This window comes from Pseudomonas sp. MF6767 (assembly GCF_016405475.1).
Taxonomy (GTDB): Bacteria; Pseudomonadota; Gammaproteobacteria; order Pseudomonadales; family Pseudomonadaceae; genus Aquipseudomonas; species Aquipseudomonas paracarnis.
In genome coordinates, this window is sequence record NZ_JAEKCY010000013.1 from 26415 (window position 1) to 49312 (window position 22898).

The following is a 22898-nucleotide window of genomic DNA, read 5'->3' on the forward strand; positions in this document are numbered from 1 at the left end:
AGCGTCTAGCCCATGAGTATGCAGGACCCGTTAGCGGACATGCTAACTCGTATCCGTAATGCCCAGATGGCTGAAAAGTCCGTCGTAAGCATGCCATCTTCCAAGTTGAAGGTAGCTGTTGCCAAAGTCCTGAAAGACGAAGGCTACATTGCGGGTTATCAGATCAGCAGCGAAATCAAACCACTGCTGTCCATCGAGCTGAAGTACTTCGAAGGCCGTTCGGTCATCGAGGAAGTGAAGCGCGTTAGCCGTCCAGGCCTGCGTCAGTACAAGTCCGCTGAAGATCTGCCGAAAGTTCGTGGCGGTCTGGGCGTGTCTATCGTCTCCACCAACAAAGGTGTGATGACGGATCGTGCTGCGCGCGCTGCCGGTGTCGGCGGCGAAGTTCTTTGCACTGTGTTCTAAGGGGGGATAAGCATGTCTCGCGTCGCTAAGAACCCCGTTAAGCTGCCAGCCGGTGTCGAAGTCAAATTCGCAGGCCAACAGCTTTCGGTGAAGGGTGCCAAGGGTACTCTTGAACTGAACATCCATTCGTCCGTTGAGATCGTTGAAGAAGCTGGTGAGCTGCGTTTCGCTGCTCGCAATGGCGATCAACAAACTCGCGCAATGGCCGGTACCACGCGTGCGTTGGTAAACAACATGGTCCAAGGCGTAAGCCAAGGCTTCGAGCGTAAGCTCCAGCTGGTCGGTGTTGGTTACAAAGCGCAAGCAAAAGGCACGGTTTTGAACCTTGCCCTTGGCTTCTCGCACCCAGTGGATTACGAACTGCCAGCGGGCATCACTGCTGAGACTCCTAGCCAGACCGATATCCTGATCAAGGGCATCGACAAGCAGCTGGTAGGTCAAGTGGCCGCTGAGATCCGCGACTTCCGTCCACCAGAGCCGTACAAAGGCAAAGGTGTGCGCTACGCGGACGAAGTCGTCCGTCGTAAAGAAGCCAAGAAGAAGTAGGGCATAGCAAATGACCGACAAAAAAGTTACTCGACTGCGTCGCGCTCGCAAAGCACGCCTGAAAATGCACGAACTCGAAGTCGTGCGTCTCTGCGTGTTCCGCTCGTCGCAGCACATCTACGCCCAGGTCATCTCGGCCGACGGCAACAAAGTCCTGGCAAGCGCCTCGACTTTGGATAAAGAACTGCGTGATGGTGCCACTGGCAACATCGACGCGGCCACAAAGGTTGGCCAGCTGGTCGCTACGCGTGCTAAGGCCGCTGGCGTCTCGCAAGTGGCTTTCGACCGCTCTGGCTTCAAGTACCATGGCCGCGTGAAAGCGCTGGCTGATGCTGCTCGTGAAGCTGGGCTGGAGTTCTAAGTTATGTCAAATAACGACCAAAAGCGCGACGAAGGCTACATTGAGAAGCTGGTTCAAGTTAACCGCGTAGCCAAAACCGTTAAAGGCGGCCGTATCTTCACTTTCACCGCGTTGACCGTGGTGGGTGATGGTAAAGGGCGTGTTGGCTTCGGCCGTGGCAAGTCACGTGAAGTGCCTGCTGCGATCCAGAAGGCAATGGAAGCTGCTCGTCGCAACATGATCCAAGTTGATCTGAACGGCACCACTCTGCAGTACGCAATGAAGTCCGCTCACGGCGCTTCGAAGGTGTACATGCAGCCTGCTTCTGAAGGTACCGGTATCATCGCTGGCGGCGCTATGCGTGCTGTCCTCGAAGTTGCTGGCGTTCAGAACGTTCTGGCCAAGTGCTACGGCTCGACTAACCCGGTAAACGTGGTTCACGCCACTTTCAAGGGTCTGAAGGCTATGCAATCTCCTGAGTCCATCGCTGCCAAGCGTGGCCTGACTGTCAAGGAGATCTTCTGATCATGGCTACCGTTAAAGTAACGCTGATCAAAAGCATGACCGGCCGCATCCCTAACCACAAATTGTGCGTTAAAGGTTTGGGTCTGCGTCGCATCGGTCACACTGTAGAAGTCCAGGATACTCCCGAGAATCGCGGGATGATCAACAAGGCTTACTACATGCTGCGTGTAGAGGGTTAATCGATGAAACTCAATGATCTGAGTCCAGCGCCGGGTTCCCGTCGCGAAAAGCATCGTCCGGGCCGTGGTATCGGTAGTGGTTTGGGTAAGACCGGTGGCCGTGGCCACAAGGGTCAAACCTCCCGCTCCGGTGGCACCATTGCTCCAGGCTTTGAAGGCGGTCAACAGCCGCTGCATCGTCGCCTGCCTAAGTTCGGTTTCGTGTCCCTGAAAGCTATGGATCGCGCAGAAGTGCGTCTGTCCGAGCTGGCTAAAGTGGAAGGCGACATCGTTACTGTGCAGACCCTGAAAGATGCCAACGTGATCAACGTCAACGTACAGCGTGTGAAAATCATGCTGTCCGGTGAAGTGACTCGCGCTGTCACTATCGGCAAGGGAATCGGCGCCACCAAAGGTGCGCGTTCGGCTATCGAAGCAGCTGGCGGCAAGTTCGAGGAATAAATGGCTAAGCAAGGTGCTCTCTCAGCGCTCGGCAAAGGCGGTATGTCTGAACTTTGGGCTCGTCTGCGTTTTCTGTTCCTGGCGATTATCGTCTACCGAATAGGCGCACACATCCCGGTTCCAGGTATCAACCCGGACCGACTCGCAGACCTGTTTCGACAGAATGAGGGGACCATTCTTAGCTTGTTCAACATGTTTTCCGGCGGCGCGCTGGAGCGGATGAGCATCTTTGCACTGGGGATCATGCCGTATATCTCGGCATCGATCATCATGCAGCTGATGACAGCCGTCAGCCCGCAGCTGGAGCAGTTGAAGAAGGAAGGTGAAGCTGGCCGTCGCAAGATTAGCCAGTACACCCGCTACGGCACTGTCGTCCTCGCCCTGGTTCAAGCTATCGGCATGTCCGTTGGCCTGGCAGGGCAGGGCGTTGCGTTCACTGGTGACTTTGGCTTCCATTTCGTCGCGGTATCCACGTTTGTGGCTGGTGCGATGTTCATGATGTGGCTGGGTGAGCAGATTACTGAGCGTGGTGTTGGCAACGGTATCTCGATGTTGATTTTCGCAGGTATCGTCGCCGGTCTTCCGAGAGCAATCGGGCAGTCTTTCGAGTCTGCGCGTCAGGGTGATATCAATATCTTCGCCTTGGTTGCCATCGGTTTGCTGGCAGTAGCGATTATCGGTTTTGTGGTGTTCATTGAGCGTGGCCAGCGTCGTATTGCTGTTCACTACGCCAAGCGTCAGCAGGGCCGTAAGGTCTTTGCTGCGCAGACCAGCCACTTGCCGCTGAAAGTGAATATGGCCGGTGTTATTCCGGCAATTTTCGCGAGCAGCATCTTGCTGTTTCCGGCTTCGTTGGGTACCTGGTTTGGTCAGTCTGAAAATATGGGCTGGCTGCAGGACCTCTCTCAGTCGATCGCTCCTGGTCAGCCGTTGAATATTCTGCTGTTTAGTGCAGGGATTATTTTCTTCTGCTTCTTCTATACGGCGTTGATGTTCAATCCGAAAGACGTAGCGGAAAACCTGAAGAAGTCCGGTGCCTTTATTCCGGGCATCCGTCCAGGTGAGCAGTCGGCACGCTACATTGATGGCGTTCTGACCCGTTTGACCCTGTTCGGTGCTCTATATATGACGGCCGTGTGCTTGTTGCCCCAGTTCCTGGTGGTTGCAGCAAACGTTCCGTTCTACCTTGGCGGGACCTCGTTGCTGATCGTGGTCGTGGTTGTGATGGACTTCATGTCCCAAGTACAATCGCACCTCGTTTCGCACCAGTACGAATCCCTGATGAAGAAAGCCAACCTGAAGGGCTACGGCAGCGGCATGTTGCGCTGAGTACCCCATAAGGTTCGAGGAGTTGGTGATGAAAGTTCGTGCATCGGTGAAAAAGCTGTGCCGTAACTGCAAGATTATTCGCCGCGAAGGTGTTGTTCGAGTAATTTGCAGCGCGGAACCGCGTCACAAACAGCGCCAAGGCTGAGTGTGATCCGCTTGAAGCCCGGCAGCTAGTGCGCTGCCGGGTTGATTATTTGTTATTACAGCGATATTATCTCGCGCCCTATTTCTTGGCTTCCGGGGCGTAGGTAGCTGTCAATTGGAGTCCCACTGAATGGCCCGTATTGCAGGCGTTAACATTCCAGATAACAAGCACACTGTTATCTCGCTGACCTACATCTATGGTGTTGGTCGCACTACTGCGCAGAAAATTTGCGCAGTTGCTGGGGTAAACCCAGCCGCTAAGATCAAGGATCTGAGCGACGAGCAGATTGAACAGCTGCGTGGCGAAGTGGCGAAGTTCACCACTGAAGGTGACCTGCGTCGCGAAATCAACATGAAAATCAAGCGTTTGATGGACCTCGGTTGCTATCGCGGTCTGCGTCATCGTCGTGGTCTTCCAGTACGCGGTCAGCGTACCAAGACTAACGCGCGTACCCGTAAAGGTCCGCGTAAGCCGATCCGCAAGTAATCGCCCCAGCGAATCGACAGGAAAATTATCATGGCAAAACCTGCTGCTCGTCCTCGTAAAAAAGTTAAAAAGACAGTGGTTGATGGCATCGCCCACATCCATGCATCTTTTAACAACACCATCGTGACCATCACCGACCGTCAAGGTAACGCGCTTTCTTGGGCTACCTCCGGTGGTTCGGGTTTCCGCGGTTCCCGCAAGTCCACCCCGTTTGCTGCTCAAGTAGCTGCTGAACGTGCTGGTCAAGCTGCGCTGGAATATGGCCTGAAAAACCTCGACGTTAACGTCAAAGGTCCAGGTCCAGGTCGTGAGTCTGCTGTCCGTGCTTTGAACGGCTGTGGCTATAAGATCGCCAGCATCACCGACGTGACGCCAATCCCGCACAACGGGTGCCGTCCGCCGAAGAAGCGCCGCGTGTAATCCAGGAGATTGTAAAGAATGGCTCGTTACATTGGTCCAAAATGCAAACTCGCTCGTCGCGAAGGCACCGATCTCTTCCTGAAGAGCGGCGTGCGCGCGATCGAATCGAAGTGCAACATTGAAGCAGCACCTGGTATCCACGGCCAACGCCGCGGTCGCCAGTCCGACTACGGCACCCAACTGCGTGAAAAGCAGAAGGTCCGTCGTATCTACGGCGTTCTCGAGCGTCAGTTCAGCGGCTACTACAAAGAAGCTGCTGGCAAGAAAGGTGCAACCGGTGAAAACCTGCTGCAACTGCTCGAATGCCGTTTGGACAACGTTGTATACCGTATGGGCTTTGGTTCGACTCGTGCCGAATCCCGTCAGCTGGTATCGCACAAGTCGATCAGCGTTAACGGTCAGACCGTAAACGTTCCGTCCTACCAGGTTCGTGCTGGTGACGTGGTCGCAGTTCGCGAGAAAGCAAAAAACCAACTTCGCATTGTCCAAGCTCTCGATCTGTGTGCCCAACGTGGCCGCGTAGAATGGGTAGAAGTAGACACTGAGAAGAAGTCGGGCGTTTTCAAGAACGTTCCTGCTCGCAGTGATCTGTCCGCCGACATCAACGAAAGCCTGATTGTCGAGCTCTACTCCAAGTAAGGGCTAGAAAATAGGTGCATCCATGCAGATTTCGGTAAATGAGTTCCTGACACCCCGCCACATTGATGTGCAGGTTGTCAGTCCAACCCGCGCCAAAATTACTCTCGAGCCTCTCGAGCGTGGTTTTGGCCACACCCTGGGCAACGCGCTGCGCCGCATCCTGTTGTCCTCAATGCCCGGCTGTGCAGTAGTCGAGGCCGAGATTGACGGTGTGCTCCACGAGTACAGCGCCATCGAAGGTGTACAGGAAGACGTAATTGAAATCCTGTTGAACCTTAAAGGTCTGGCTATCAAGCTGCACGGCCGTGACGAAGTTACGCTGACCTTGTCGAAGAAGGGTTCGGGGGTGGTTACCGCTGCCGATATTCAGCTGGATCATGATGTCGAGATCGTTAACCCCGATCACGTAATCGCTAACCTGGCGTCTAACGGCGCCCTGAACATGAAGCTCACTGTAGCTCGTGGTCGTGGTTATGAACCGGCCGACTCGCGTCAGAGCGATGAAGACGAAAGCCGCAGCATTGGTCGCTTGCAGCTTGACTCTTCGTTCAGCCCGGTTCGCCGTATCGCATACGTGGTGGAAAACGCCCGTGTCGAGCAGCGTACTAACCTGGACAAGCTGGTTATTGATCTGGAAACCAACGGTACCCTGGATCCTGAAGAGGCTATCCGCCGCGCTGCAACCATTCTGCAACAGCAGTTGGCTGCGTTCGTCGACCTCAAAGGTGACAGCGAACCAGTGGTAATCGAGCAGGAAGACGAGATCGATCCGATCCTGCTTCGCCCGGTTGACGATCTGGAACTGACTGTACGTTCGGCTAACTGCCTTAAGGCGGAAAACATTTACTACATCGGTGACCTGATCCAGCGCACCGAAGTAGAACTGTTGAAGACTCCGAACCTGGGCAAGAAATCCTTGACTGAAATCAAGGACGTTCTGGCCTCCCGCGGTCTGTCCCTCGGCATGCGCCTCGACAACTGGCCGCCTGCAAGTCTTAAGAAGGACGACAAGGCGACTGCCTGATCGTCGTAATCACCGAACGTGAGTTTGGTAAGGAATGAACCATGCGTCATCGTAAAAGTGGTCGTCACCTGAGCCGTACCAGCTCGCACCGCAAGGCCATGTTCCAAAACATGGCGGTGTCGCTGTTCGAGCACGAGCTGATCAAAACTACACTGCCGAAAGCTAAAGAACTGCGTCGCGTTGCTGAGCCGCTGATCACTTTGGCCAAGACAGACAGCCTGGCTAACCGCCGTCTGGCTTTCGACCGTACTCGTTCGAAAGCTATCGTTGGTAAGCTCTTCAACGACCTGGGCAAGCGTTACGCTACCCGTGAGGGCGGCTACCTGCGCATCCTCAAGTGCGGTTTCCGCGCTGGCGACAACGCGCCTATGGCGTACGTCGAGTTGGTTGATCGTGCTACTGCCGGCGAAGCTGTAAGCGCCGAGTAATACGACAAGCTGCAACGAAGAACCGGGCCTAGTGCCCGGTTTTTTGTGCGCGTAACAAAAGCGCGTTGCGTACAAGAATCTTCAGGCGACACGCTTCACTATGAGCGTCGGGCATGTTGGTAGTTATTTTCTATTGAAGCCTACAATTTAATGAATTTGTAGGTGTCATGTGGATGGTCAATACTCCCTCCAAGCCGATTAGCCGGCAGTTTCAAGCCCGACCTGAGGAAGATGCGCATGAGCCAGAATAAAGTCCTTACCACCGCCAGCGGCGCGCCCGTTGCGGACAATCAGAACTCACGTTCCGCCGGCCCTCGTGGCCCCTTGCTGCTCGACGATTTTCACCTGATCGAGAAGCTCGCTCACTTCAACCGTGAAAACATCCCTGAGCGTCGCGTGCACGCCAAAGGTTCGGGTGCCTTCGGGACCTTCACGGTGACAAAAGACATTACCCAATACACCAGCGCCAAATTGTTCGAGTCCGTTGGCAAGCAGACCCCTACGTTCCTGCGTTTCTCCACGGTAGGTGGAGAGCGCGGTTCGGCCGACACTGAGCGCGATCCACGTGGTTTCGCCTTGAAGTTCTACACCGAGGAAGGTAACTGGGACATCGTCGGTAACAACACCCCTGTGTTCTTTATCCGTGATCCGCTGAAGTTCCCGGACTTTATCCACACCCAGAAACGCCTGCCGCAGAGCAACCTGAAAAGCGCGCAGATGATGTGGGACTTCTGGTCGCACTCACCAGAGGCGCTGCATCAGGTCACCATTCTGTTTTCGGACCGTGGCATCCCGGACGGCTATCGCCACATGCATGGTTTCGGCAGCCACACTTACAGTCTGATCAATGCCCAGGGCGAGCGTCATTGGGTGAAGTGGCACTACAAGACCAAGCAAGGCATCAAGAACCTGGCGCCGGCCGAGGCTGCCCGCTTGGCGGGTACCGATCCTGACTACGCCCAGCGCGATCTGTTTGGTGCAATCGAGCGCGGTGACTTCCCCAAATGGCGCGTGTGCATCCAGATCATGACCGAGGCACAGGCGAATGCCCATTACGAGAACCCGTTTGATGTGACCAAGACCTGGTCGCAAAAAGAGTTCCCGTTGATTGAAGTGGGTGAGCTGGAGCTCAACCGTAATCCGCAAAACTACTTCGCAGAAGTTGAGCAGGCTGCATTTGGCCCAAGCAACATGGTCCCAGGCGTTGGCCTGTCCCCAGACCGTATGCTCCAAGGTAGGGTGTTCGCCTACGCAGATGCTCACCGCTACCGTGTCGGCACTAACCACCAGCAACTGCCGGTGAACGCGCCACGTAGCCCGGTTAACAGCTACCAGCGTGACGGTTCCATGGCTTTCGGCAGCAATGGTGGGGCGGCTCCGAACTACGAGCCAAACAGCTATGCCGACGCACCAAAACAAGCCCCGCAATATGCAGAGCCAGCACTGGCCCTGAGCGGTGCCGCCGATCGTTACGATCACCGCGAAGATACGGACTACTACAGCCACGCCGGTGCGCTGTTCCGTCTGATGAATGATGAGCAAAAAGCGTTGCTCACCAATAACATCGCGGGCGCAATGGCTGGGGTTTCCAGCGATGTGGTCCAGCGTCAACTGCAGCACTTCTATAAGGCCGACCCGGCTTATGGAGAAGCAATTGCAAAGGCATTGGGTGTATCGCTTAACTGACTCTAAACGATAAGCAGAACCGCCCTCATTTGGGCGGTTTTTGCGTTATTTCAGCTACTTTTCTCCGGAAATCTTCACTTTTCTGCCGTTTGTCCCGTGACCTTCAAGTCAGCATGGTTCAAACTACAGTCTTTCAAGCAGGGAGATGTAGGGCGATGCAAGGTCACCCCGACGTAATCGATTACCTCAACACGTTGCTGACGGGCGAACTGGCAGCTCGTGACCAATATTTCATCCATTCGCGTATGTACGAAGACTGGGGCTTTACCGAGCTCTATGAGCGTATCAACCACGAAATGGAAGAAGAGGCACAGCACGCTGACGCCCTGATGCGCCGCATTCTGATGCTCGAAGGCACGCCGCGTATGCGTCCTGATGATCTGGACGTGGGTACCACAGTGCCTGACATGCTCGCTGCCGATCTTCGCCTTGAGTACAAGGTCCGTGCCGCACTCTGCAAGGGCATTGAGCTTTGCGAACAGCACAACGACTATGTCACCCGGGAAATATTGCGGGTGCAGTTGAATGACACCGAAGAAGATCACACCTACTGGCTGGAAAAGCAGTTGGGCCTGATCAAGTTGATCGGCCTGGAAAATTACCTGCAATCGCAGTTCTGATTCCCGGCTATAAAAAAGCCCCCGTCACCGCAAAGTGGCAGGGGCTTTTTATTGGGCGATGAAAAAATCAGGCCCTGTCGCGTTCCAGCAACGGTTTCAAGTAGTAACCGGTGTGCGATTGAGGCATTTCGGAAACCTGCTCCGGAGTGCCCACTGCGATGATCTGGCCACCCTTAGAACCACCTTCTGGCCCCAGGTCTACCAGCCAGTCGGCAGTCTTGATCACATCAAGGTTGTGCTCGATCACCACCACGGTATTGCCGTGGTCCCGCAAGCGGTGCAGTACGTCCAGCAACTGCTGGATATCCGCGAAGTGCAGGCCAGTGGTCGGCTCATCGAGGATATACAAGGTTTTGCCGGTATCACGCTTGGACAGCTCGCGAGACAGCTTGACCCGCTGCGCCTCGCCACCCGACAGCGTGGTCGCTGACTGCCCCAGCTTGATGTACGACAGGCCCACATCCATCAGCGTCTGCAGCTTGCGCGCCAGCGCCGGCACTGCGTCGAAGAACTCGCGAGCTTCCTCGATCGTCATTTCCAAGGTCTCGTGGATGCTCTTGCCCTTGTACTTGATCTCCAGGGTCTCGCGGTTGTAGCGCTTGCTCTTGCACACATCGCACGGCACGTAGATGTCCGGCAGGAAGTGCATTTCCACCTTGATCAGGCCATCGCCCTGGCACGCTTCACAGCGGCCGCCCTTGACGTTGAACGAGAAGCGGCCCGGCCCATAACCCCGTGAGCGCGACTCTGGCACGCCAGCGAACAACTCACGGATAGGGGTAAACAGCCCGGTGTAGGTGGCTGGGTTGGAGCGAGGCGTACGCCCAATCGGGCTCTGGTCGATGTCGACCACCTTGTCCAGATGCTCCAGGCCCTTGATGCTGTCGTGAGCCGCCGCTTCCAGGGTGGTCGCGCCATTCAGGGCGGTGGCACTCAGTGGGAACAGGGTGTTGTTGATCAGCGTCGACTTGCCCGAACCGGAAACACCGGTCACGCAGGTCAGCAGGCCCAGCGGAATCTCCAGGTCGACATTGCGCAGGTTGTTCCCGCGCGCGCCCTTGAGATGCAGCGCCATCTTCTTGTTACGCGGCGTTCGCTTGGCGGGTACTTCAATCTTCACACGGCCAGACAAGTATTTGCCGGTCAGTGAATCAGGATGTGCCATCACCTCGGCAGGCGTGCCTTCAGCAACGATATGGCCACCATGCACGCCCGCGCCGGGGCCGATATCGACCACGTAGTCCGCCAGGCGGATAGCGTCTTCATCATGCTCGACCACGATCACGGTATTGCCGATATCGCGCAGGTGTTTCAGCGTGCCCAGCAGGCGGTCGTTATCCCGTTGGTGCAAGCCAATCGAGGGTTCGTCGAGGATATACAGCACGCCCACCAGGCCGGCGCCGATCTGGCTGGCCAGGCGAATGCGCTGTGCCTCACCGCCAGACAGGGTATCGGCACTGCGGTCCAGCGACAGATAGTCCAGGCCCACGTTGACCAGGAACTGCAATCGCTCGCGAATCTCCTTGAGGATCTTGTCGGCAATCTCTCCACGACGACCGGTCAGCTTCAGCACGCCAAAGTATTCACAGGCATCGCCGATCGGCAGGTTGGTTACTGCCGGCAGGGTCTTCTCGCCCACCCATACATGCCGGGCTTCACGGCGCAGGCGCGTGCCACGGCAATCCGGGCATGGCTGTGTGCTGAGGAACTTCGCCAGCTCCTCGCGCACGCTCGCCGATTCGGTTTCGCGGTAACGGCGTTCCAGGTTCGGCACGATGCCTTCGAACGGGTGCGAGCGCTTGACGATATCGCCGCGATCGTTCAGGTATTTGAAGTCGACATTCTGCGAACCGCTGCCATTTAGAATGACCTTCTGCTGGTCTGCCGTGAGTTGGTTGAACGGTACTTCCAGGCTGAACTTGTAGTGGGAGGCCAACGACCCAAGCATCTGGAAGTAGTAGACGTTACGTCTGTCCCATCCGCGTATTGCACCCTCGGCCAAGGTCAGTTCGCCATTGACCAGGCGCTTGATGTCGAAAAACTGCTTCACACCCAGGCCGTCGCAAGTCGGGCAGGCGCCGGCCGGGTTGTTGAAGGAAAACAGTTTGGGTTCGAGCTCGCTGATGGCATGGCCACAGATCGGGCAGGCGAAGCGTGCGGAGAAGATGATCTCTTCGCCCGGCTCGTTATCCATCGGCGCTACCAGGGCAATGCCATCGGCCAGCTTCAGCGCGGTTTCGAACGATTCCGCCAACCGCTGCTGCAAGTCGGCGCGCACCTTGAATCGGTCGACCACCACATCAATGGAGTGCTTTTTCTGCTTGTCCAGCTTCGGCGCTTCGTCCAGCTCATAGAGCTTGCCGTTGATGCGCGCACGTACAAAACCCTGGGCACGCAGCTCTTCGAAGACCGACAGGTGTTCGCCCTTGCGCTCGCGAATGACAGGCGCCAGCAGCATCAGCTTGGCGCCTTCGGGCTGGGCCAGCACCAGGTCGACCATCTGGCTGACGGTCTGGGCTTCCAGGGGGATATCGTGGTCCGGGCAGCGGGGGATACCCACGCGTGCGTAGAGCAGGCGCAGGTAGTCGTAGATCTCGGTAATGGTACCCACGGTGGAGCGCGGGTTGTGGGACGTGGATTTCTGCTCGATGGAAATAGCCGGCGACAGGCCTTCAATGGTGTCGACATCGGGCTTTTCCATCATCGACAGGAACTGCCTGGCGTAGGCCGACAGCGATTCCACATAGCGACGCTGACCTTCGGCATACAGCGTGTCGAACGCCAGGGACGATTTGCCGGAGCCGGACAAGCCGGTGATGACGATCAGTTTGTCCCGGGGCAGGGTCAGGTCGATGTTCTTCAGGTTGTGGGTTCTAGCCCCACGAATCAGGATCTTGTCCAAGATGGCCTCGCACGGCGGGCGTAAATGATGCCGGAGTATACGGCTAAAGACTGGATGAATATACACTGTCAAAACGCCGCCTGCAGCCTCACATGAAAGCTGCGCGGCAAAGCGCCGCATATACCCTCTCAATCGATGGGACTGGTAGAATCGCCGCCGGTTCACACGAGGTTTTTCCATGCACGATCCCCACAGCGAACGCATGAGTAGCGGCGAGACCCGAGCGGCAAGCGGGCTGGCCTTGGTGTTCGCCTTCCGTATGCTGGGCATGTTTATGGTGTTGCCAGTGCTGGCCACCTATGGGATGGATCTCGCAGGTGCGACCCCCGCCTTGATCGGCCTGGCGATTGGTGCCTATGGCCTGACCCAGGCGATTTTCCAGATCCCGTTCGGGATTATTTCCGACCGCATTGGCCGTCGCCCGGTGATCTATCTCGGGCTGATCGTATTCGCCCTTGGCAGTGTGCTAGCGGCCCAATCCGATTCGATCTGGGGCGTGATCGCCGGCCGCATCCTGCAGGGCGCCGGTGCGATTTCCGCCGCCGTGATGGCGCTGCTGTCGGACCTGACCCGCGAACAACACCGCACCAAGGCCATGGCGATGATCGGCATGACCATCGGCCTGTCGTTTGCCGTGGCCATGGTGGTCGGGCCCTTGCTCACGCGCGCGTTCGGCTTGCATGGGCTGTTCCTGGCCACGGGCGGCATGGCGTTGTTTGGCATCCTGATCGTTGCCTTTATGGTGCCGCGCTCCACCGGTACCCTGCAGCATCGTGAATCGGGCGTCGCACGCAAGGCGTTGCTTCCCACGCTCAAGCACCCGGACCTGCTGCGCCTGGATTTAGGTATCTTCGTATTACACGCCATGCTGATGTGCAGCTTCGTCGCCTTGCCCCTGGCCCTGGTGGAAAAAGCCGGCCTGCCCAAGGAGCAGCACTGGTGGGTCTACCTCACTGCGCTGTTGATTTCGTTCTTCGCCATGATCCCGTTCATCATCTATGGCGAGAAGAAACGCAAAATGAAACGAGTTTTACTCGGCGCCGTCGCGACATTGATGCTCACTGAACTATTCTTCTGGCAGTTCGGCGACAGCCTGCGAGCATTGGTGATCGGTACGGTGGTGTTTTTCACCGCCTTCAACCTGCTCGAAGCGTCGTTGCCGTCACTGATCAGTAAAGTTTCACCGGCAGGCGGCAAGGGCACGGCCATGGGGGTGTATTCCACCAGCCAGTTCCTGGGTTCCGCGTTGGGCGGCATCATGGGCGGCTGGATGTTCCAGCATGGCGGTTTGTCGGTTGTGTTCCTCGGATGCGCCGGGCTGGCTGCACTTTGGCTGGTCTTTGCTGTTACCATGCGCGAACCTCCCTACGTCACCAGTCTGCGTTTGCCGCTATCGCCCGAGGCGATCCGCGAAGCCGGCCTGGTAGAGCGCCTGAAGGCTGTCGTAGGGGTAACGGATGCAGTCGTGGTCGCTGAAGAGGCGGCCATTTACATCAAATTGGACACCGAATTATTGGATCGCGCGACGCTCGAGCAACTGGTCAACCCAGTGCCGACAGCGCGCCCAGCCTAGGAGAACGTTATGGCCCGTGGGGTTAACAAAGTCATATTGGTCGGTACTTGCGGCCAGGATCCCGAAGTTCGCTACTTGCCTAACGGTAACGCCGTGACCAACCTGAGCCTGGCGACCAGCGAACAGTGGACCGACAAGCAGACCGGCCAGAAGGTCGAGAAGACCGAATGGCACCGCGTGTCGATGTTCGGCAAGGTTGCGGAGATCGCCGGTGAATACCTGCGCAAAGGTTCGCAGGTGTACATCGAAGGCAAACTGCAAACCCGCGAGTGGGAAAAAGACGGCATCAAGCGTTACACCACCGAAATCGTGGTCGACATGCAAGGCACCATGCAACTGCTGGGCGGCCGTCCACAGGGCGACCAACAGGGCCAGGGCGGCATGTCCAACTCGGCACCGCGCCCACAGCAGTCGCGTCCGCAGCCAAGCCAGCAGCCACAGCGTGAGTCGCGCCCAGCACCACAACAGGCTGCTCCGCAACCGGCTCCGGATTTCGACAGCTTTGATGACGATATCCCGTTCTAAGGTCCAAGACCGACCCTGAACAAACAAAACCCCCGATAGCGAAAGCATCGGGGGTTTTTTATGGTCGACGTGGCAGGCGTCGCGCGCGGGGTGCCTTTGTACAGGCAGCACACCAACCCCAGCATTTGTTCTCATGGCTCACAAGATTTAGGCTGGCGCCACCTCTAACAAAGAAGGAAGGCTGTGATGACCTGGTCCGCCAAGCAGTACACGATGTTCGAACAGCAGCGCACTCGCCCCGTCCGTGACCTGGTTGCGGCAATTCCCAACACCGACGTGGGCACCGCAGTCGACCTGGGGTGCGGGCCGGGAAACTCCACTGAAGTGCTGGCCGAGCGTTTCCCCCAAGCGCACGTCACTGGCATGGACAGCTCCGATGACATGTTGGCAGACGCCCGCAAGCGCCTGCCCAGGTTGAACTTCGAGCTGGCGGACATCGGCGCCTGGCATCCTGCGCAACGCTTGGATGTGATTCTGGCCAATGCCTCGCTGCAATGGCTGCCCGACCACGCCACGCTCTACCCGCATTTGGTCCACCAACTGAACCCAGGCGGTACGCTGGCGGTGCAAACCCCGGACAACCTTGACGAGCCCGCTCATCGCCTGGCCCGAGAAGTCGCGGCCGATGGCCCATGGTCGGCAAAGATAGGGGCGGTCAAACACAATGAACGGCACACCGCCAGTTACTACTACGAACTGCTGAGCAAGCATTGCAGTACCGTGGACGTGTGGCGCACCACCTATCAACACCCCTTGGCGGACCACGCGGCGGTGGTGGAGTGGTTCAAGGCTTCGGCATTGCGGCCTTTTCTTGCGCCGTTGACGGACGATGAAAAAGCCGCCTTCCTGCAGCAATACCAGGCGCGAATTACCCAGGCTTATCCAGCCCTGGCCGATGGCACGGTGTTGTTGCCCTTTCCGCGGCTGTTCATCATTGCCACACGCTAAAGCGATCAGCCCAGGTGGCGGTCACGCAGCCGCTGCTTGGGCTTTCAGATATTCCTCTGCCGACACTACACCCGCATAGCCAAATGCCAGGGAGGCCATGTACGCCCCGTGCACCTGTGCCGCCGGAATCACCTGGCCGTTGAATTCCTGGTCGCGGGTCGCGCAGGCGTCATGGATCACCGTAACCTTGTAGCCCAAGTCCGCTGCCGCCCGCACCACGGCGTCAACGCACATATGGCTCATGCTACCCACCACCACCACCTCGGTGATGCTGCGCTGTTCCAGCAGTTCGCGCAGGTTGGTTTGGCGAAACGCATTCACGAAGTGTTTGAGCACCACCGGTTCATCGCCCTCGTTGAGCACCTTGGCATGCAAATGCGCGCCTTCGGAGCCCGGTGTGAAGAACGGTGCGTCGTCGCCAGCGAACTCATGCCGTACATGAATCACCGCATCGCCTACTTGTCGAAACGCCTGGAGCACCTGCGCCGCCTTGTCCGCTGCGGCTTCCACGCCGTCGAGCGGCCACTTGCCCTTGGGGAAGTAGTCGTTCTGGATATCGATTAGGATGAGCGCCTGCTTGGCCATGTGTGTTGCCTCGTGATGGGTTGATGGGCCTAGTATCTTAGCTGGCGATCACACCGAGAATTGGCTGCACCGACAATAACAGGGGGAAAACTGACAATGGCCGCGCAACGCAGCACTGTCGAGCTGGGTGTGTTGATCTACCAGGGCGCGCAACTCGCCGCAGTCCACGGGCTGACCGACCTGTTCGGGGTCGCTAACCGCATCGCCGCCGAGCATGAATCTGCGCAATTACCGCTGCTGCGGGTCAGCCACTGGCAGGTAGATGCCCACGGCACGCCCGCGCGCACGTTCGAAAGCCACCCAGGCCCCGAGCAACCGATGATGGCCGTGTTGGTGCCGCCCTCGATTGCAGAGTTCACCGAAGACCAGGCGCCGCCTGCGCTGCTGCAATGGCTGCGCCTGCAACATGCGGGCGGCACCGTGCTGGGCGGCGTGTGCATCGGCTCGATCATGCTGGCGCGCAGCGGCCTGTTGGATGGCCGCAGTGCCACCACCCACTGGTCCTCCGCGAAGTCTTTTGCGGCCTGTTACCCGGCGGTGCGACTGGAAGCGGATAAACCTATTGTCGATGACGGCGACCTGATCACCTCCGCTGGGCTGATGGCCTGGTCGGAGCTGGGCCTGCGCCTGGTCGATCGGCTTATGGGTCCGAGCATTGCAGCTGACACTGCGCGCTTTCTGGTGATCGAGCACAGCGCCAGTGCCAGCCAGTGCGGTAGCAACTTTGCGCCGATTCTCAGGCATGGTGATGGTGCGGTCCTCAAGGTCCAGCATTGGCTGCAGGCCAGTGGTGCGGTGGATGTGTCCGTGGCGGCGATGGCGCAGGAGGCGAACCTGGAGGAGCGCACGTTCTTGCGACGCTTTCGCAACGCCACCGGATTGAAACCCACCGAGTACTGTCAGCATCTGCGAGTCGGCAAGGCGCGGCAGATGCTGGAGTTCACCAATGGCACCATCGATCACATTGCCTGGACCGTGGGCTATCAAGACCCCAGCGCCTTTCGCGCCATCTTCAAGAAAATCACCGGCCTGTCCCCCAGTGATTACCGCAACCGCTTCGGGGTTTGAATCGTGCAGAACGCCGCAGGGTTCGCCCCGGGTCGTGCAAAATAAAACAGGCTAACGGCCATCACTTTTTGCGCAACTGATTGATTTAACAGCTCTCCCCTCAATCCCCGCGTTGGCCTGATCCATGCAACCTCACTGCTACACAAAGGTTGATAGAAAAGGGGACCGCATGACCCCCATAAGTCGCAAGAAGTTGGTGGTCGCCCACTCCATGCGAGAGGGGGCACCTCTGCATGAAATAGAAACCAACCGAGCCCTCGCACGCTGGCTCGCGCAGATCCTGGGGCTCAAGTTCGGTGGCAGTTACGACCCGGTCCTGCATGCGGGTCGGGAATTGTATCTGCTGCCCACGCAAACCCTGGTCGGGCCGGCCCAAGCGCGCCAGCTCAATATCAAGGGGCCACAAGATCTGTGGGGCGGCTATGTCGATCACGCGTTCATCTGCACCAAAGCCATCAGTCACGGGCTGCTGAGTCCCGAGTCGAAGGCGCCCGAAGGCTGGTCGCCGTCATTCTGTGAGCGTGTGCGTGACGTGGTGTTGGACGGTGTAAGTGTGTTCTCCCTTGAGGATGCACGGCCTGCCGCGACCCGCTTGCTCTACAGCGGCCCGATTCGTCTGAAACCCGTAAATGCCTGTGCAGGGCGGGGGCAGGAAGTTATCCACAGCCTGGATGAGTTCGACGCGATAGTGGCGCGCCCGGAAGCGGCCCGAATGTTCAATGAAGGTGTGGTGCTGGAACAAGACCTGCACGCGGTGGTCACCCACAGTGTGGGCCAGAGCTTTATCGGCGATCACCTCTTCAGCTACTGCGGCGAGCAGCACCTGACGCAAGACGGGCAGGGGGAAGAGGTCTACGGCGGTTCCGATCTGCTGGTCGTCCCCGGTGATTACGCTGCCCTGCTCAAACTGGATCTGCCTGAAGACGTGCGTGAGGCCATCGAACAGGCGCTGGTTTTCGACCGTGCTGCGAATGAGGCCTACCCAGGCTTCTTCGCCTCGCGCCGCAACTACGACATCGCCCAAGGCCTGGACAGCACAGGCCAGCGCCGCAGTGGTGTGCTCGAACAATCCTGGCGCATGGGCGGGGCCAGCAGCGCGGAAGTCGCGGCGTTGCAGAGTTTTATCAACCATCCGGGCCTCAAGGCCATCCGTGTGTCCTCGGTAGAAACCTATGTAGACCAGGCGCTGCCGGCGGATGCCATCGAGGTATACCGAGGCCCGGCCGAAAACAGCGACTTTCTACTCAAGTATGTGACGGTCAAGACTTATGACGGCTAGAAGCGAGAGCATCACCATCGATATAGACGACGAACAGATGAGCGGGACATTCCTCAGTCCCAAGTCCAAAGTGCCCGGCGTGTTGTTCGTGCACGGCTGGGGCGGCAGCCAAGAGCGCGACCTGGAACGGGCCAAAGGCATCGCAGGCCTTGGATGTGTATGCCTGACCTTCGACCTGCGTGGCCATGCTGGCACCGGCATCCCCTTGTCCCGCGTCACCCGCGAAGACAACCTGCGCGACCTGTTGGCCGCTTACGATCGCCTGCTGTCCCACCCGGCTATCGACACCTCGGCGGTGGCAGTGGTGGGCACCAGTTATGGCGGGTACCTCGCGGCGATCCTCACCTCATTGCGCCCGGTACGTTGGCTGGCGCTGCGAGTGCCGGCGCTGTACCGCGACCAGGAATGGCTCAAGCCCAAGCGCGACTTGGATAAAGCCGACCTGATGGATTACCGCGGCACCCTCGTGCACGCCGAAACCAACCGCGCACTGCATGCCTGCGCGCAATTTACCGGCGATGTGCTGATTGTCGAATCGGAAACCGACGACCATGTGCCCCACGCCACCATCATGAGTTACCGCGCAGCGTGCCAGCAGACCCATTCGCTGACCCACCGCATCATCGACGGCGCCGACCATTCCCTGAGCGACCCGGTGTCGCAGCAGGCGTACACCTCGATCCTGGTGGACTGGATTACCGAGATGGTGGTGGGGGAGCGGTTGAGCATCATTCAGGCCCGATAGTCGTTGCCCTTGTGATCGCTATCGCGGGCAAGCCTGGCACCACCTTGGAATGCATTCCCCTGTGGGAGCCGGGCTTGCCCGCGATAGCGATTCAACAGTCACCACCGCCTCATCAGGCTGTCTTCTTCACTCGCAACGCCTTGGCCTTGGCCTCCACCCCCAAATACATCACCAGTGCAATCAACAACGGGCAGATAAAGTAAATCGCCCGATACGCGATCAGCCCCGCCAGCAAACTCCCCCGCGACGCCTCATGTTGCAACAGCGCAATGAACACCGCCTCCAACACCCCCAACCCGGCGGGGATATGGGTGACCACCCCGGCAATCGCACTGATCAACAGCACGCCCAGCACCAGTGGGTAATCCAGTTTGGCCGGCAGCAAGGTAAAGATCACCGCGGCCATCAATGACCAGTTCAACGCACCCAGGGCCAACTGCAAACAGGCCATGCGCAACGACGGCAAGTTGATCTCGATACCGCGAATCGACCACGCACGCTTTTTCGAAAACCGGCACGCCGCCAGGTAGCCCAGGCTCGCGATCACCAATAACACCCCGACGCCTTGCAAGGCGCCGCTGCTGAGCTTCCAGCCTGGCGGCAGGGTCACCAACCCGCTGCTGAATACCACCCCGGCCAACGCCATATAGCCGAACCAATTGGTGGCCAGGCTCAGGCCGAGGATCTTGGCGATATTGCTGGTGCTCACGCCCAGGCGTGAATACAGCCGATACCGCATGGCGATGCCGCCGACCCAGGCGCTGAGGTTGAGGTTGAACGCGTAGCTGATGATGCCCACCGGTAATATCTGCTTCCAACGCAACGGCTGGCGAATGTAGGTGCGGCCGATCAAATCGAAGCAGGCATAGACGATAAAACTGCACAGCGTCAGCGCGCCGGCGATGAACAATGTGCGTAGCTTGAACTCGCTCAGGGTCTGGAACACTTCGCTCCAGTCGATGCGCCGGGCGAGCAGGGTAAACAACACGATCAGCAGCACGAAGAACGCAATCGTCAGCGGTTTCTTCCAGCGCTTGAACCCAGAGGCTTGCGTTTGGGGGCGGGCTTCAGACGTCATGGGGCGTGGCCTCAAAAGGTTTCAAGCGCGGTTTGTGGGCCGGCAACCAACTGGCCAGTACCGGGAAATGGCGCATCACATGAAACACCAGGAAACCCACGGTCAAGCGCCAGAGCCACAGGCGTGGCTTGCGCTTTTCCGGCATGGTCTGGCAATGATTGTGGGCGAGGGCTTCCAGGCGTTCGTAGAGCTGCTGATTGAAAGCCCGGTCGCGAATCAGCACATTGGCCTCCAGGTTTAATGCCAGGCTGAGTGGGTCCAGGTTGCTCGAACCGACGGTGCTCCATTCGTCATCCACCAGCGCCACCTTGCCGTGCAGTGGGCGTTGGCAGTATTCGTGAATCACCACGCCATCCTTGAGCAGATAGTCATAGAGCATGCGCGCGGCAAGTTTTGCCAACAGCACGTCGGGCTGGCCCTGCATGATCAATTGCACCTGCACGCCACGGCGCGCCGCGTTACGGATCTCGCGAAGCAGGCGATAGCCGGGGAAGAAGTACGCGTTGGCGATCACCACCCGCTGCCGGGCCTGGCTCAACGCATGGATATACGCGTCTTCGATGTCGTCACGATGCTGGATATTGTCGCGGTAGATCAGGCGTACCAGGCCGTCGCCTGGCTCGTTCGTCCAGGGTGAAGGCCGCTGCTGGCGCCGCCGCCAACCGCGACGGCTGCGCACCTGGCGGCCACTTTGGGCAAGGGCGAAATGGTGCAGGTCGGCCACGGCCGGGCCGATCACCTGCACGGCGTAATCCTGCTTGGCTTCGGGGCCGAAATCCGCCAAATGGTCAGCAGAAAAATTGATCCCGCCGATAAACGCCACGCGGGCATCCACCACCACAATCTTGCGGTGCAGGCGGCGAAACCAGTTAGTGCGTATGCCGAAGGTCTTGGGCGCCGGGTCGAACATTTGCACCATCACCCCGGCTTCGGCCAACTCCCGCAGGAAGCCCGGGCTCAGCTCGCCGCAACCAAAACCGTCGAGGCTGACCACCACCTTTACCCCACGCTTGGCCGCCTCGATGAGGATGCTGTGCAGCTCAAAGCCGACCTTGTCTTCAAAAAGGATGAAGGTCTCCAGCAGGATCTCGCGCTCGGCGCTGCGCAATGCCTCGAACACGGCAGGAAAGTACGCCTCGCCGTTCTCCAGCAACACCACCTGGGTGCCGCTCTGCCAGCCGTAATCCAGATCTCGCGCCTTGCTGTCATCTGGCGGTTGGTCTGTGGCGATATGGTCTACCGCAACGTTCATAGCTCAACCTCCACCGACAGCGGCACATGGTCTGATAAATGGGACCAGGGGCGAGTGGTGAGCACGCGAGGGTTGTGCACCGTCAGGTTGCGCACATAAATGCGGTCCAGCGGCAGCAACGGCAGGCGTGCCGGGAAGGTGCGCGCCGGTTTGCCGAGGGTGTGCATGAACACTTCCTGCAGGCCGCTTTGGCTCAGGTCGGCTTTTTGCCGCCAGTCGTTGAAATCGCCAGCGACCACCAACGGCGCATCGGCGGGTATCTCGCTGATACGTTGTTCCAGCAAGCGCAATTGTTGTTGGCGATGCACCTCGCGCAAGCCCAGGTGGATGCAGATCGCGTGCACCTGCTGACCGCTGCCCGGCAGACGCAGCACGCAATGCAGCAGGCCGCGGTTTTCATGGCCGCTTTGCGAAATATCGAGGTTGTCGTAGCGGATGATCTGGAATTTCGACAGCAGTGCATTGCCATGATCGCCATGGGGGTACACCGCATTGCGCCCATAGGCAAACTGCGGCCAAATGCTGTCGGCCAGGAATTCATACTGCGGCATTTTTGGCCAGTCGCTGTAGCGCTGGGGATGGCGTTCGTGAGTGCCATGGATCTCCTGCAAGAACACCATGTCTGCGCCCACGCTGCGCACCGCTTCACGCAGCTCGGGCAAGATGAAACGGCGATTCAGTGCGGTGAAACCCTTGTGGATATTAACCGTCAGCACCGTGAAACGGGTGATGGCGGTGGTCGGCGGGGTGGGGATCAGCTCTGGATGCGTCATGGCAATACTCCTGGTTCCGGCAGCCGGCCAGGTTCGGTGAGCAGGTGTTGGTCCAGCCCGAAACGTTGCAGCAATTGGCGTGCATCGAAGGGGGCGCGAACTTTGATGTCGTTGTCGAAAAAGCAGAACACGTCACGGTGTTTACGCCTGCGGGGTGTGTGGTGCGGGTCGACGAGGTGTGCATCGGCAGGTTGCTTGCCCTGGGCCCAGCGCTCAATGCGGTCACCCCAGCGCTGGAGCGCTTCGGCGCTATAACCGCTGGCGTATAACTGCTTGTCGCCGTGCAAGCGCAGGTACATGAAGTTGGCGGTCACGTCTTCCACGTACGGCCACTTGCCGGCGGTGTCCGCGACCACCAGCGCCACACCGTGCTTATCCAGCAGTTGGATGAACTCCGGCACGGCAAAAGTCTTGTTGCGAATCTCCACGGCATGGCGCAAAGGCTTCTTGGCATAGGCCTTCATGCTCGCCTTGCCGTTCAGGCGTGGCTCATGCTGGCGGGCGAGGGCGGCTGCCTGCTGGGTATCGGTAGGTAATTCAGCCAAAAAGGTTTCGAACAGCGTGGCGTCGAATTTGAAGCTGGGCGGAAACTGCCAGAGGATGGGGCCGAGTTTTTCTTTGAGTTCCAGCACGCCGGAAGCGAAGAAATTCGCCATCGGCTTGTGCACGTCCCGCAGGCGCAGGATATGCGTGATGAAACGGGGCGCCTTGACACTGAACAGGAAACCTTCGGGCGTATCGGCATACCACTCGGCGTAGCGCTTGGGGGTCTGCAGCGCGTAGAACGAGCCGTTGATTTCGATGCTGTTGACGGCGCGTGACGCAAACTGCAACTCGCGTTTCTGGGTCAGCCCTTCGGGGTAAAAGTCCCCGCGCCAGGGCGTGTAGCGCCAGCCGGAAATGCCGATGTGAATCGCCGCCATGTTTACTCCCGTGGATGGTGGGTGAGGTGACCTC

Annotated in this window: 27 protein-coding genes; 21 read left to right on the top strand and 6 right to left on the bottom strand. The window is 58.5% G+C overall.

All coding sequences use genetic code 11. The features are described 5' to 3' along the window. The first annotated feature begins 12 nt into the window (after positions 1–12). The 15 genes from rpsH (at position 13) to bfr (ending at position 9213) form a co-directional block, all read left to right on the top strand. A complete protein-coding gene (gene rpsH, locus JFT58_RS19705) occupies positions 13–405 on the top strand; it encodes a 30S ribosomal protein S8 (RefSeq protein ID WP_003176413.1) in 393 nt (130 codons plus the stop codon). Positions 406–417: 12 nt separating this feature from the next. Continuing rightward, the gene (gene rplF / locus JFT58_RS19710; RefSeq protein ID WP_003194640.1) at positions 418–951 is read left to right on the top strand and encodes a 50S ribosomal protein L6; all 534 of its coding nucleotides are present in this window, start codon (positions 418–420) and stop codon (positions 949–951) included. Positions 952–961: 10 nt separating this feature from the next. Then, positions 962–1312 carry a 50S ribosomal protein L18 gene (gene rplR, locus JFT58_RS19715; protein ID WP_003186037.1) on the top strand — a complete coding sequence of 117 codons (351 nt, stop codon included), beginning with the start codon at positions 962–964 and terminating at the stop codon, positions 1310–1312. A gap of 3 nt (positions 1313–1315) precedes the next feature. Beyond that, entirely contained in the window at positions 1316–1816 is a 501-nt protein-coding gene (gene rpsE / locus JFT58_RS19720; protein ID WP_003176409.1) for a 30S ribosomal protein S5, read from the top strand. A gap of 2 nt (positions 1817–1818) precedes the next feature. Beyond that, positions 1819–1995: a 50S ribosomal protein L30 gene (gene rpmD, locus JFT58_RS19725; RefSeq protein ID WP_003176408.1), complete on the top strand. Its 177-nt coding sequence runs from the start codon at positions 1819–1821 to the stop codon at positions 1993–1995. A gap of 3 nt (positions 1996–1998) precedes the next feature. Then, complete coding sequence (gene rplO / locus JFT58_RS19730; protein WP_003176407.1) at positions 1999–2436, top strand: 50S ribosomal protein L15; 438 nt, start codon at positions 1999–2001, stop codon at positions 2434–2436. Further along, a complete protein-coding gene (secY, locus tag JFT58_RS19735) occupies positions 2437–3765 on the top strand; it encodes a preprotein translocase subunit SecY (protein WP_003194637.1) in 1329 nt (442 codons plus the stop codon). Between the two features lie 28 nt (positions 3766–3793). Then, on the top strand, positions 3794–3910 hold the full coding sequence (rpmJ, locus tag JFT58_RS19740; RefSeq protein ID WP_002555468.1) for a 50S ribosomal protein L36: 117 nt from the start codon (positions 3794–3796) through the stop codon (positions 3908–3910). Positions 3911–4039: 129 nt separating this feature from the next. Further along, positions 4040–4396, top strand: a complete 357-nt coding sequence (rpsM, locus tag JFT58_RS19745; RefSeq protein ID WP_003194635.1) for a 30S ribosomal protein S13 — start codon at positions 4040–4042, stop codon at positions 4394–4396. A 30-nt stretch (positions 4397–4426) separates the two neighbouring features. Then, positions 4427–4816: a 30S ribosomal protein S11 gene (gene rpsK, locus JFT58_RS19750; RefSeq protein ID WP_002555466.1), complete on the top strand. Its 390-nt coding sequence runs from the start codon at positions 4427–4429 to the stop codon at positions 4814–4816. A gap of 18 nt (positions 4817–4834) precedes the next feature. Next, a complete protein-coding gene (rpsD, locus tag JFT58_RS19755; RefSeq protein ID WP_003176404.1) occupies positions 4835–5455 on the top strand; it encodes a 30S ribosomal protein S4 in 621 nt (206 codons plus the stop codon). Between the two features lie 22 nt (positions 5456–5477). Next, positions 5478–6479, top strand: coding sequence for a DNA-directed RNA polymerase subunit alpha (locus JFT58_RS19760; RefSeq protein ID WP_003176403.1), 1002 nt, complete (start codon positions 5478–5480; stop codon positions 6477–6479). Positions 6480–6520: 41 nt separating this feature from the next. Then, on the top strand, positions 6521–6907 hold the full coding sequence (gene rplQ / locus JFT58_RS19765; RefSeq protein WP_003176402.1) for a 50S ribosomal protein L17: 387 nt from the start codon (positions 6521–6523) through the stop codon (positions 6905–6907). A 237-nt stretch (positions 6908–7144) separates the two neighbouring features. After that, positions 7145–8593, top strand: a complete 1449-nt coding sequence (locus JFT58_RS19770; RefSeq protein WP_044269390.1) for a catalase — start codon at positions 7145–7147, stop codon at positions 8591–8593. 155 nt (positions 8594–8748) lie between these two features. After that, positions 8749–9213, top strand: coding sequence for a bacterioferritin (bfr, locus tag JFT58_RS19775; protein ID WP_003176400.1), 465 nt, complete (start codon positions 8749–8751; stop codon positions 9211–9213). Between the two features lie 67 nt (positions 9214–9280). Here the strand turns inward: bfr and uvrA are convergent, their stop codons facing one another. Continuing rightward, positions 9281–12115, bottom strand: a complete 2835-nt coding sequence (uvrA, locus tag JFT58_RS19780; RefSeq protein WP_054896952.1) for an excinuclease ABC subunit UvrA — start codon at positions 12113–12115, stop codon at positions 9281–9283. 178 nt (positions 12116–12293) lie between these two features. Between uvrA and JFT58_RS19785 the strand changes: the two genes are divergently transcribed. From JFT58_RS19785 to tam, 3 genes are all read left to right on the top strand, one after another. Beyond that, positions 12294–13688, top strand: coding sequence for an MFS transporter (locus JFT58_RS19785; RefSeq protein ID WP_014720149.1), 1395 nt, complete (start codon positions 12294–12296; stop codon positions 13686–13688). Between the two features lie 9 nt (positions 13689–13697). Then, positions 13698–14213, top strand: a complete 516-nt coding sequence (locus JFT58_RS19790) for a single-stranded DNA-binding protein (protein WP_003232445.1) — start codon at positions 13698–13700, stop codon at positions 14211–14213. 186 nt (positions 14214–14399) lie between these two features. Further along, positions 14400–15161, top strand: coding sequence for a trans-aconitate 2-methyltransferase (gene tam / locus JFT58_RS19795; RefSeq protein ID WP_054896951.1), 762 nt, complete (start codon positions 14400–14402; stop codon positions 15159–15161). Between the two features lie 21 nt (positions 15162–15182). Here tam and JFT58_RS19800 read toward each other — a convergent pair whose 3' ends face one another. Then, on the bottom strand, positions 15183–15746 hold the full coding sequence (locus tag JFT58_RS19800) for a cysteine hydrolase family protein (protein WP_054896950.1): 564 nt from the start codon (positions 15744–15746) through the stop codon (positions 15183–15185). A gap of 96 nt (positions 15747–15842) precedes the next feature. Here JFT58_RS19800 and JFT58_RS19805 point away from each other — a divergent pair, with 96 nt between their 5' ends. The 3 genes from JFT58_RS19805 to JFT58_RS19815 all read left to right on the top strand — a co-directional run bounded on the left by JFT58_RS19805 (position 15843) and on the right by JFT58_RS19815 (position 18838). Then, on the top strand, positions 15843–16814 hold the full coding sequence (locus tag JFT58_RS19805) for a GlxA family transcriptional regulator (RefSeq protein WP_054896949.1): 972 nt from the start codon (positions 15843–15845) through the stop codon (positions 16812–16814). 169 nt (positions 16815–16983) lie between these two features. Continuing rightward, complete coding sequence (locus tag JFT58_RS19810; protein ID WP_054896948.1) at positions 16984–18093, top strand: DUF3182 family protein; 1110 nt, start codon at positions 16984–16986, stop codon at positions 18091–18093. Then, positions 18083–18838: an alpha/beta hydrolase family protein gene (locus tag JFT58_RS19815; RefSeq protein WP_019818878.1), complete on the top strand. Its 756-nt coding sequence runs from the start codon at positions 18083–18085 to the stop codon at positions 18836–18838. The genes JFT58_RS19810 and JFT58_RS19815 overlap by 11 nt, the downstream gene beginning before the upstream one ends. Positions 18839–18950: 112 nt before the next feature. Here JFT58_RS19815 and JFT58_RS19820 read toward each other — a convergent pair whose 3' ends face one another. The 4 genes from JFT58_RS19820 to JFT58_RS19835 are packed head-to-tail and all read right to left on the bottom strand — an operon-like array spanning position 18951 to position 22864. Beyond that, a complete protein-coding gene (locus JFT58_RS19820) occupies positions 18951–19916 on the bottom strand; it encodes a lysylphosphatidylglycerol synthase domain-containing protein (protein WP_054896947.1) in 966 nt (321 codons plus the stop codon). Then, positions 19906–21168, bottom strand: a complete 1263-nt coding sequence (clsB, locus tag JFT58_RS19825; RefSeq protein ID WP_054896946.1) for a cardiolipin synthase ClsB — start codon at positions 21166–21168, stop codon at positions 19906–19908. Before clsB ends, JFT58_RS19820 begins: the two co-directional genes overlap by 11 nt. Further along, positions 21165–21941 (bottom strand): endonuclease/exonuclease/phosphatase family protein, encoded by a 777-nt coding sequence (locus JFT58_RS19830; protein ID WP_032895083.1) that lies wholly within the window; start codon positions 21939–21941, stop codon positions 21165–21167. The genes clsB and JFT58_RS19830 overlap by 4 nt, the downstream gene beginning before the upstream one ends. Then, entirely contained in the window at positions 21938–22864 is a 927-nt protein-coding gene (locus tag JFT58_RS19835; protein WP_054896945.1) for a DUF72 domain-containing protein, read from the bottom strand. The genes JFT58_RS19830 and JFT58_RS19835 overlap by 4 nt, the downstream gene beginning before the upstream one ends. Between the last annotated feature and the right edge of the window lie 34 nt (positions 22865–22898).

Excerpts from the sequence above, each read along its gene's own strand:
- rpsH (WP_003176413.1), top strand. The coding sequence starts at position 13 with ATGAGTATGCAGGACCCGTTAGCGGACATGCTAACTCGTATCCGTAAT.
- rplF (WP_003194640.1), top strand. The coding sequence starts at position 418 with ATGTCTCGCGTCGCTAAGAACCCCGTTAAGCTGCCAGCCGGTGTCGAA.
- rplR (WP_003186037.1), top strand. The coding sequence starts at position 962 with ATGACCGACAAAAAAGTTACTCGACTGCGTCGCGCTCGCAAAGCACGC.
- rpsE (WP_003176409.1), top strand. The coding sequence starts at position 1,316 with ATGTCAAATAACGACCAAAAGCGCGACGAAGGCTACATTGAGAAGCTG.
- rpmD (WP_003176408.1), top strand. The coding sequence starts at position 1,819 with ATGGCTACCGTTAAAGTAACGCTGATCAAAAGCATGACCGGCCGCATC.
- rplO (WP_003176407.1), top strand. The coding sequence starts at position 1,999 with ATGAAACTCAATGATCTGAGTCCAGCGCCGGGTTCCCGTCGCGAAAAG.
- secY (WP_003194637.1), top strand. The coding sequence starts at position 2,437 with ATGGCTAAGCAAGGTGCTCTCTCAGCGCTCGGCAAAGGCGGTATGTCT.
- rpmJ (WP_002555468.1), top strand. The coding sequence starts at position 3,794 with ATGAAAGTTCGTGCATCGGTGAAAAAGCTGTGCCGTAACTGCAAGATT.
- rpsM (WP_003194635.1), top strand. The coding sequence starts at position 4,040 with ATGGCCCGTATTGCAGGCGTTAACATTCCAGATAACAAGCACACTGTT.
- rpsK (WP_002555466.1), top strand. The coding sequence starts at position 4,427 with ATGGCAAAACCTGCTGCTCGTCCTCGTAAAAAAGTTAAAAAGACAGTG.
- rpsD (WP_003176404.1), top strand. The coding sequence starts at position 4,835 with ATGGCTCGTTACATTGGTCCAAAATGCAAACTCGCTCGTCGCGAAGGC.
- JFT58_RS19760 (WP_003176403.1), top strand. The coding sequence starts at position 5,478 with ATGCAGATTTCGGTAAATGAGTTCCTGACACCCCGCCACATTGATGTG.
- rplQ (WP_003176402.1), top strand. The coding sequence starts at position 6,521 with ATGCGTCATCGTAAAAGTGGTCGTCACCTGAGCCGTACCAGCTCGCAC.
- JFT58_RS19770 (WP_044269390.1), top strand. The coding sequence starts at position 7,145 with ATGAGCCAGAATAAAGTCCTTACCACCGCCAGCGGCGCGCCCGTTGCG.
- bfr (WP_003176400.1), top strand. The coding sequence starts at position 8,749 with ATGCAAGGTCACCCCGACGTAATCGATTACCTCAACACGTTGCTGACG.
- JFT58_RS19785 (WP_014720149.1), top strand. The coding sequence starts at position 12,294 with ATGCACGATCCCCACAGCGAACGCATGAGTAGCGGCGAGACCCGAGCG.
- JFT58_RS19790 (WP_003232445.1), top strand. The coding sequence starts at position 13,698 with ATGGCCCGTGGGGTTAACAAAGTCATATTGGTCGGTACTTGCGGCCAG.
- tam (WP_054896951.1), top strand. The coding sequence starts at position 14,400 with ATGACCTGGTCCGCCAAGCAGTACACGATGTTCGAACAGCAGCGCACT.
- JFT58_RS19800 (WP_054896950.1), bottom strand. The coding sequence starts at position 15,746 with ATGGCCAAGCAGGCGCTCATCCTAATCGATATCCAGAACGACTACTTC.
- JFT58_RS19805 (WP_054896949.1), top strand. The coding sequence starts at position 15,843 with ATGGCCGCGCAACGCAGCACTGTCGAGCTGGGTGTGTTGATCTACCAG.
- JFT58_RS19810 (WP_054896948.1), top strand. The coding sequence starts at position 16,984 with ATGACCCCCATAAGTCGCAAGAAGTTGGTGGTCGCCCACTCCATGCGA.
- JFT58_RS19815 (WP_019818878.1), top strand. The coding sequence starts at position 18,083 with ATGACGGCTAGAAGCGAGAGCATCACCATCGATATAGACGACGAACAG.
- JFT58_RS19820 (WP_054896947.1), bottom strand. The coding sequence starts at position 19,916 with ATGACGTCTGAAGCCCGCCCCCAAACGCAAGCCTCTGGGTTCAAGCGC.
- clsB (WP_054896946.1), bottom strand. The coding sequence starts at position 21,168 with ATGAACGTTGCGGTAGACCATATCGCCACAGACCAACCGCCAGATGAC.
- JFT58_RS19830 (WP_032895083.1), bottom strand. The coding sequence starts at position 21,941 with ATGACGCATCCAGAGCTGATCCCCACCCCGCCGACCACCGCCATCACC.
- JFT58_RS19835 (WP_054896945.1), bottom strand. The coding sequence starts at position 22,864 with ATGGCGGCGATTCACATCGGCATTTCCGGCTGGCGCTACACGCCCTGG.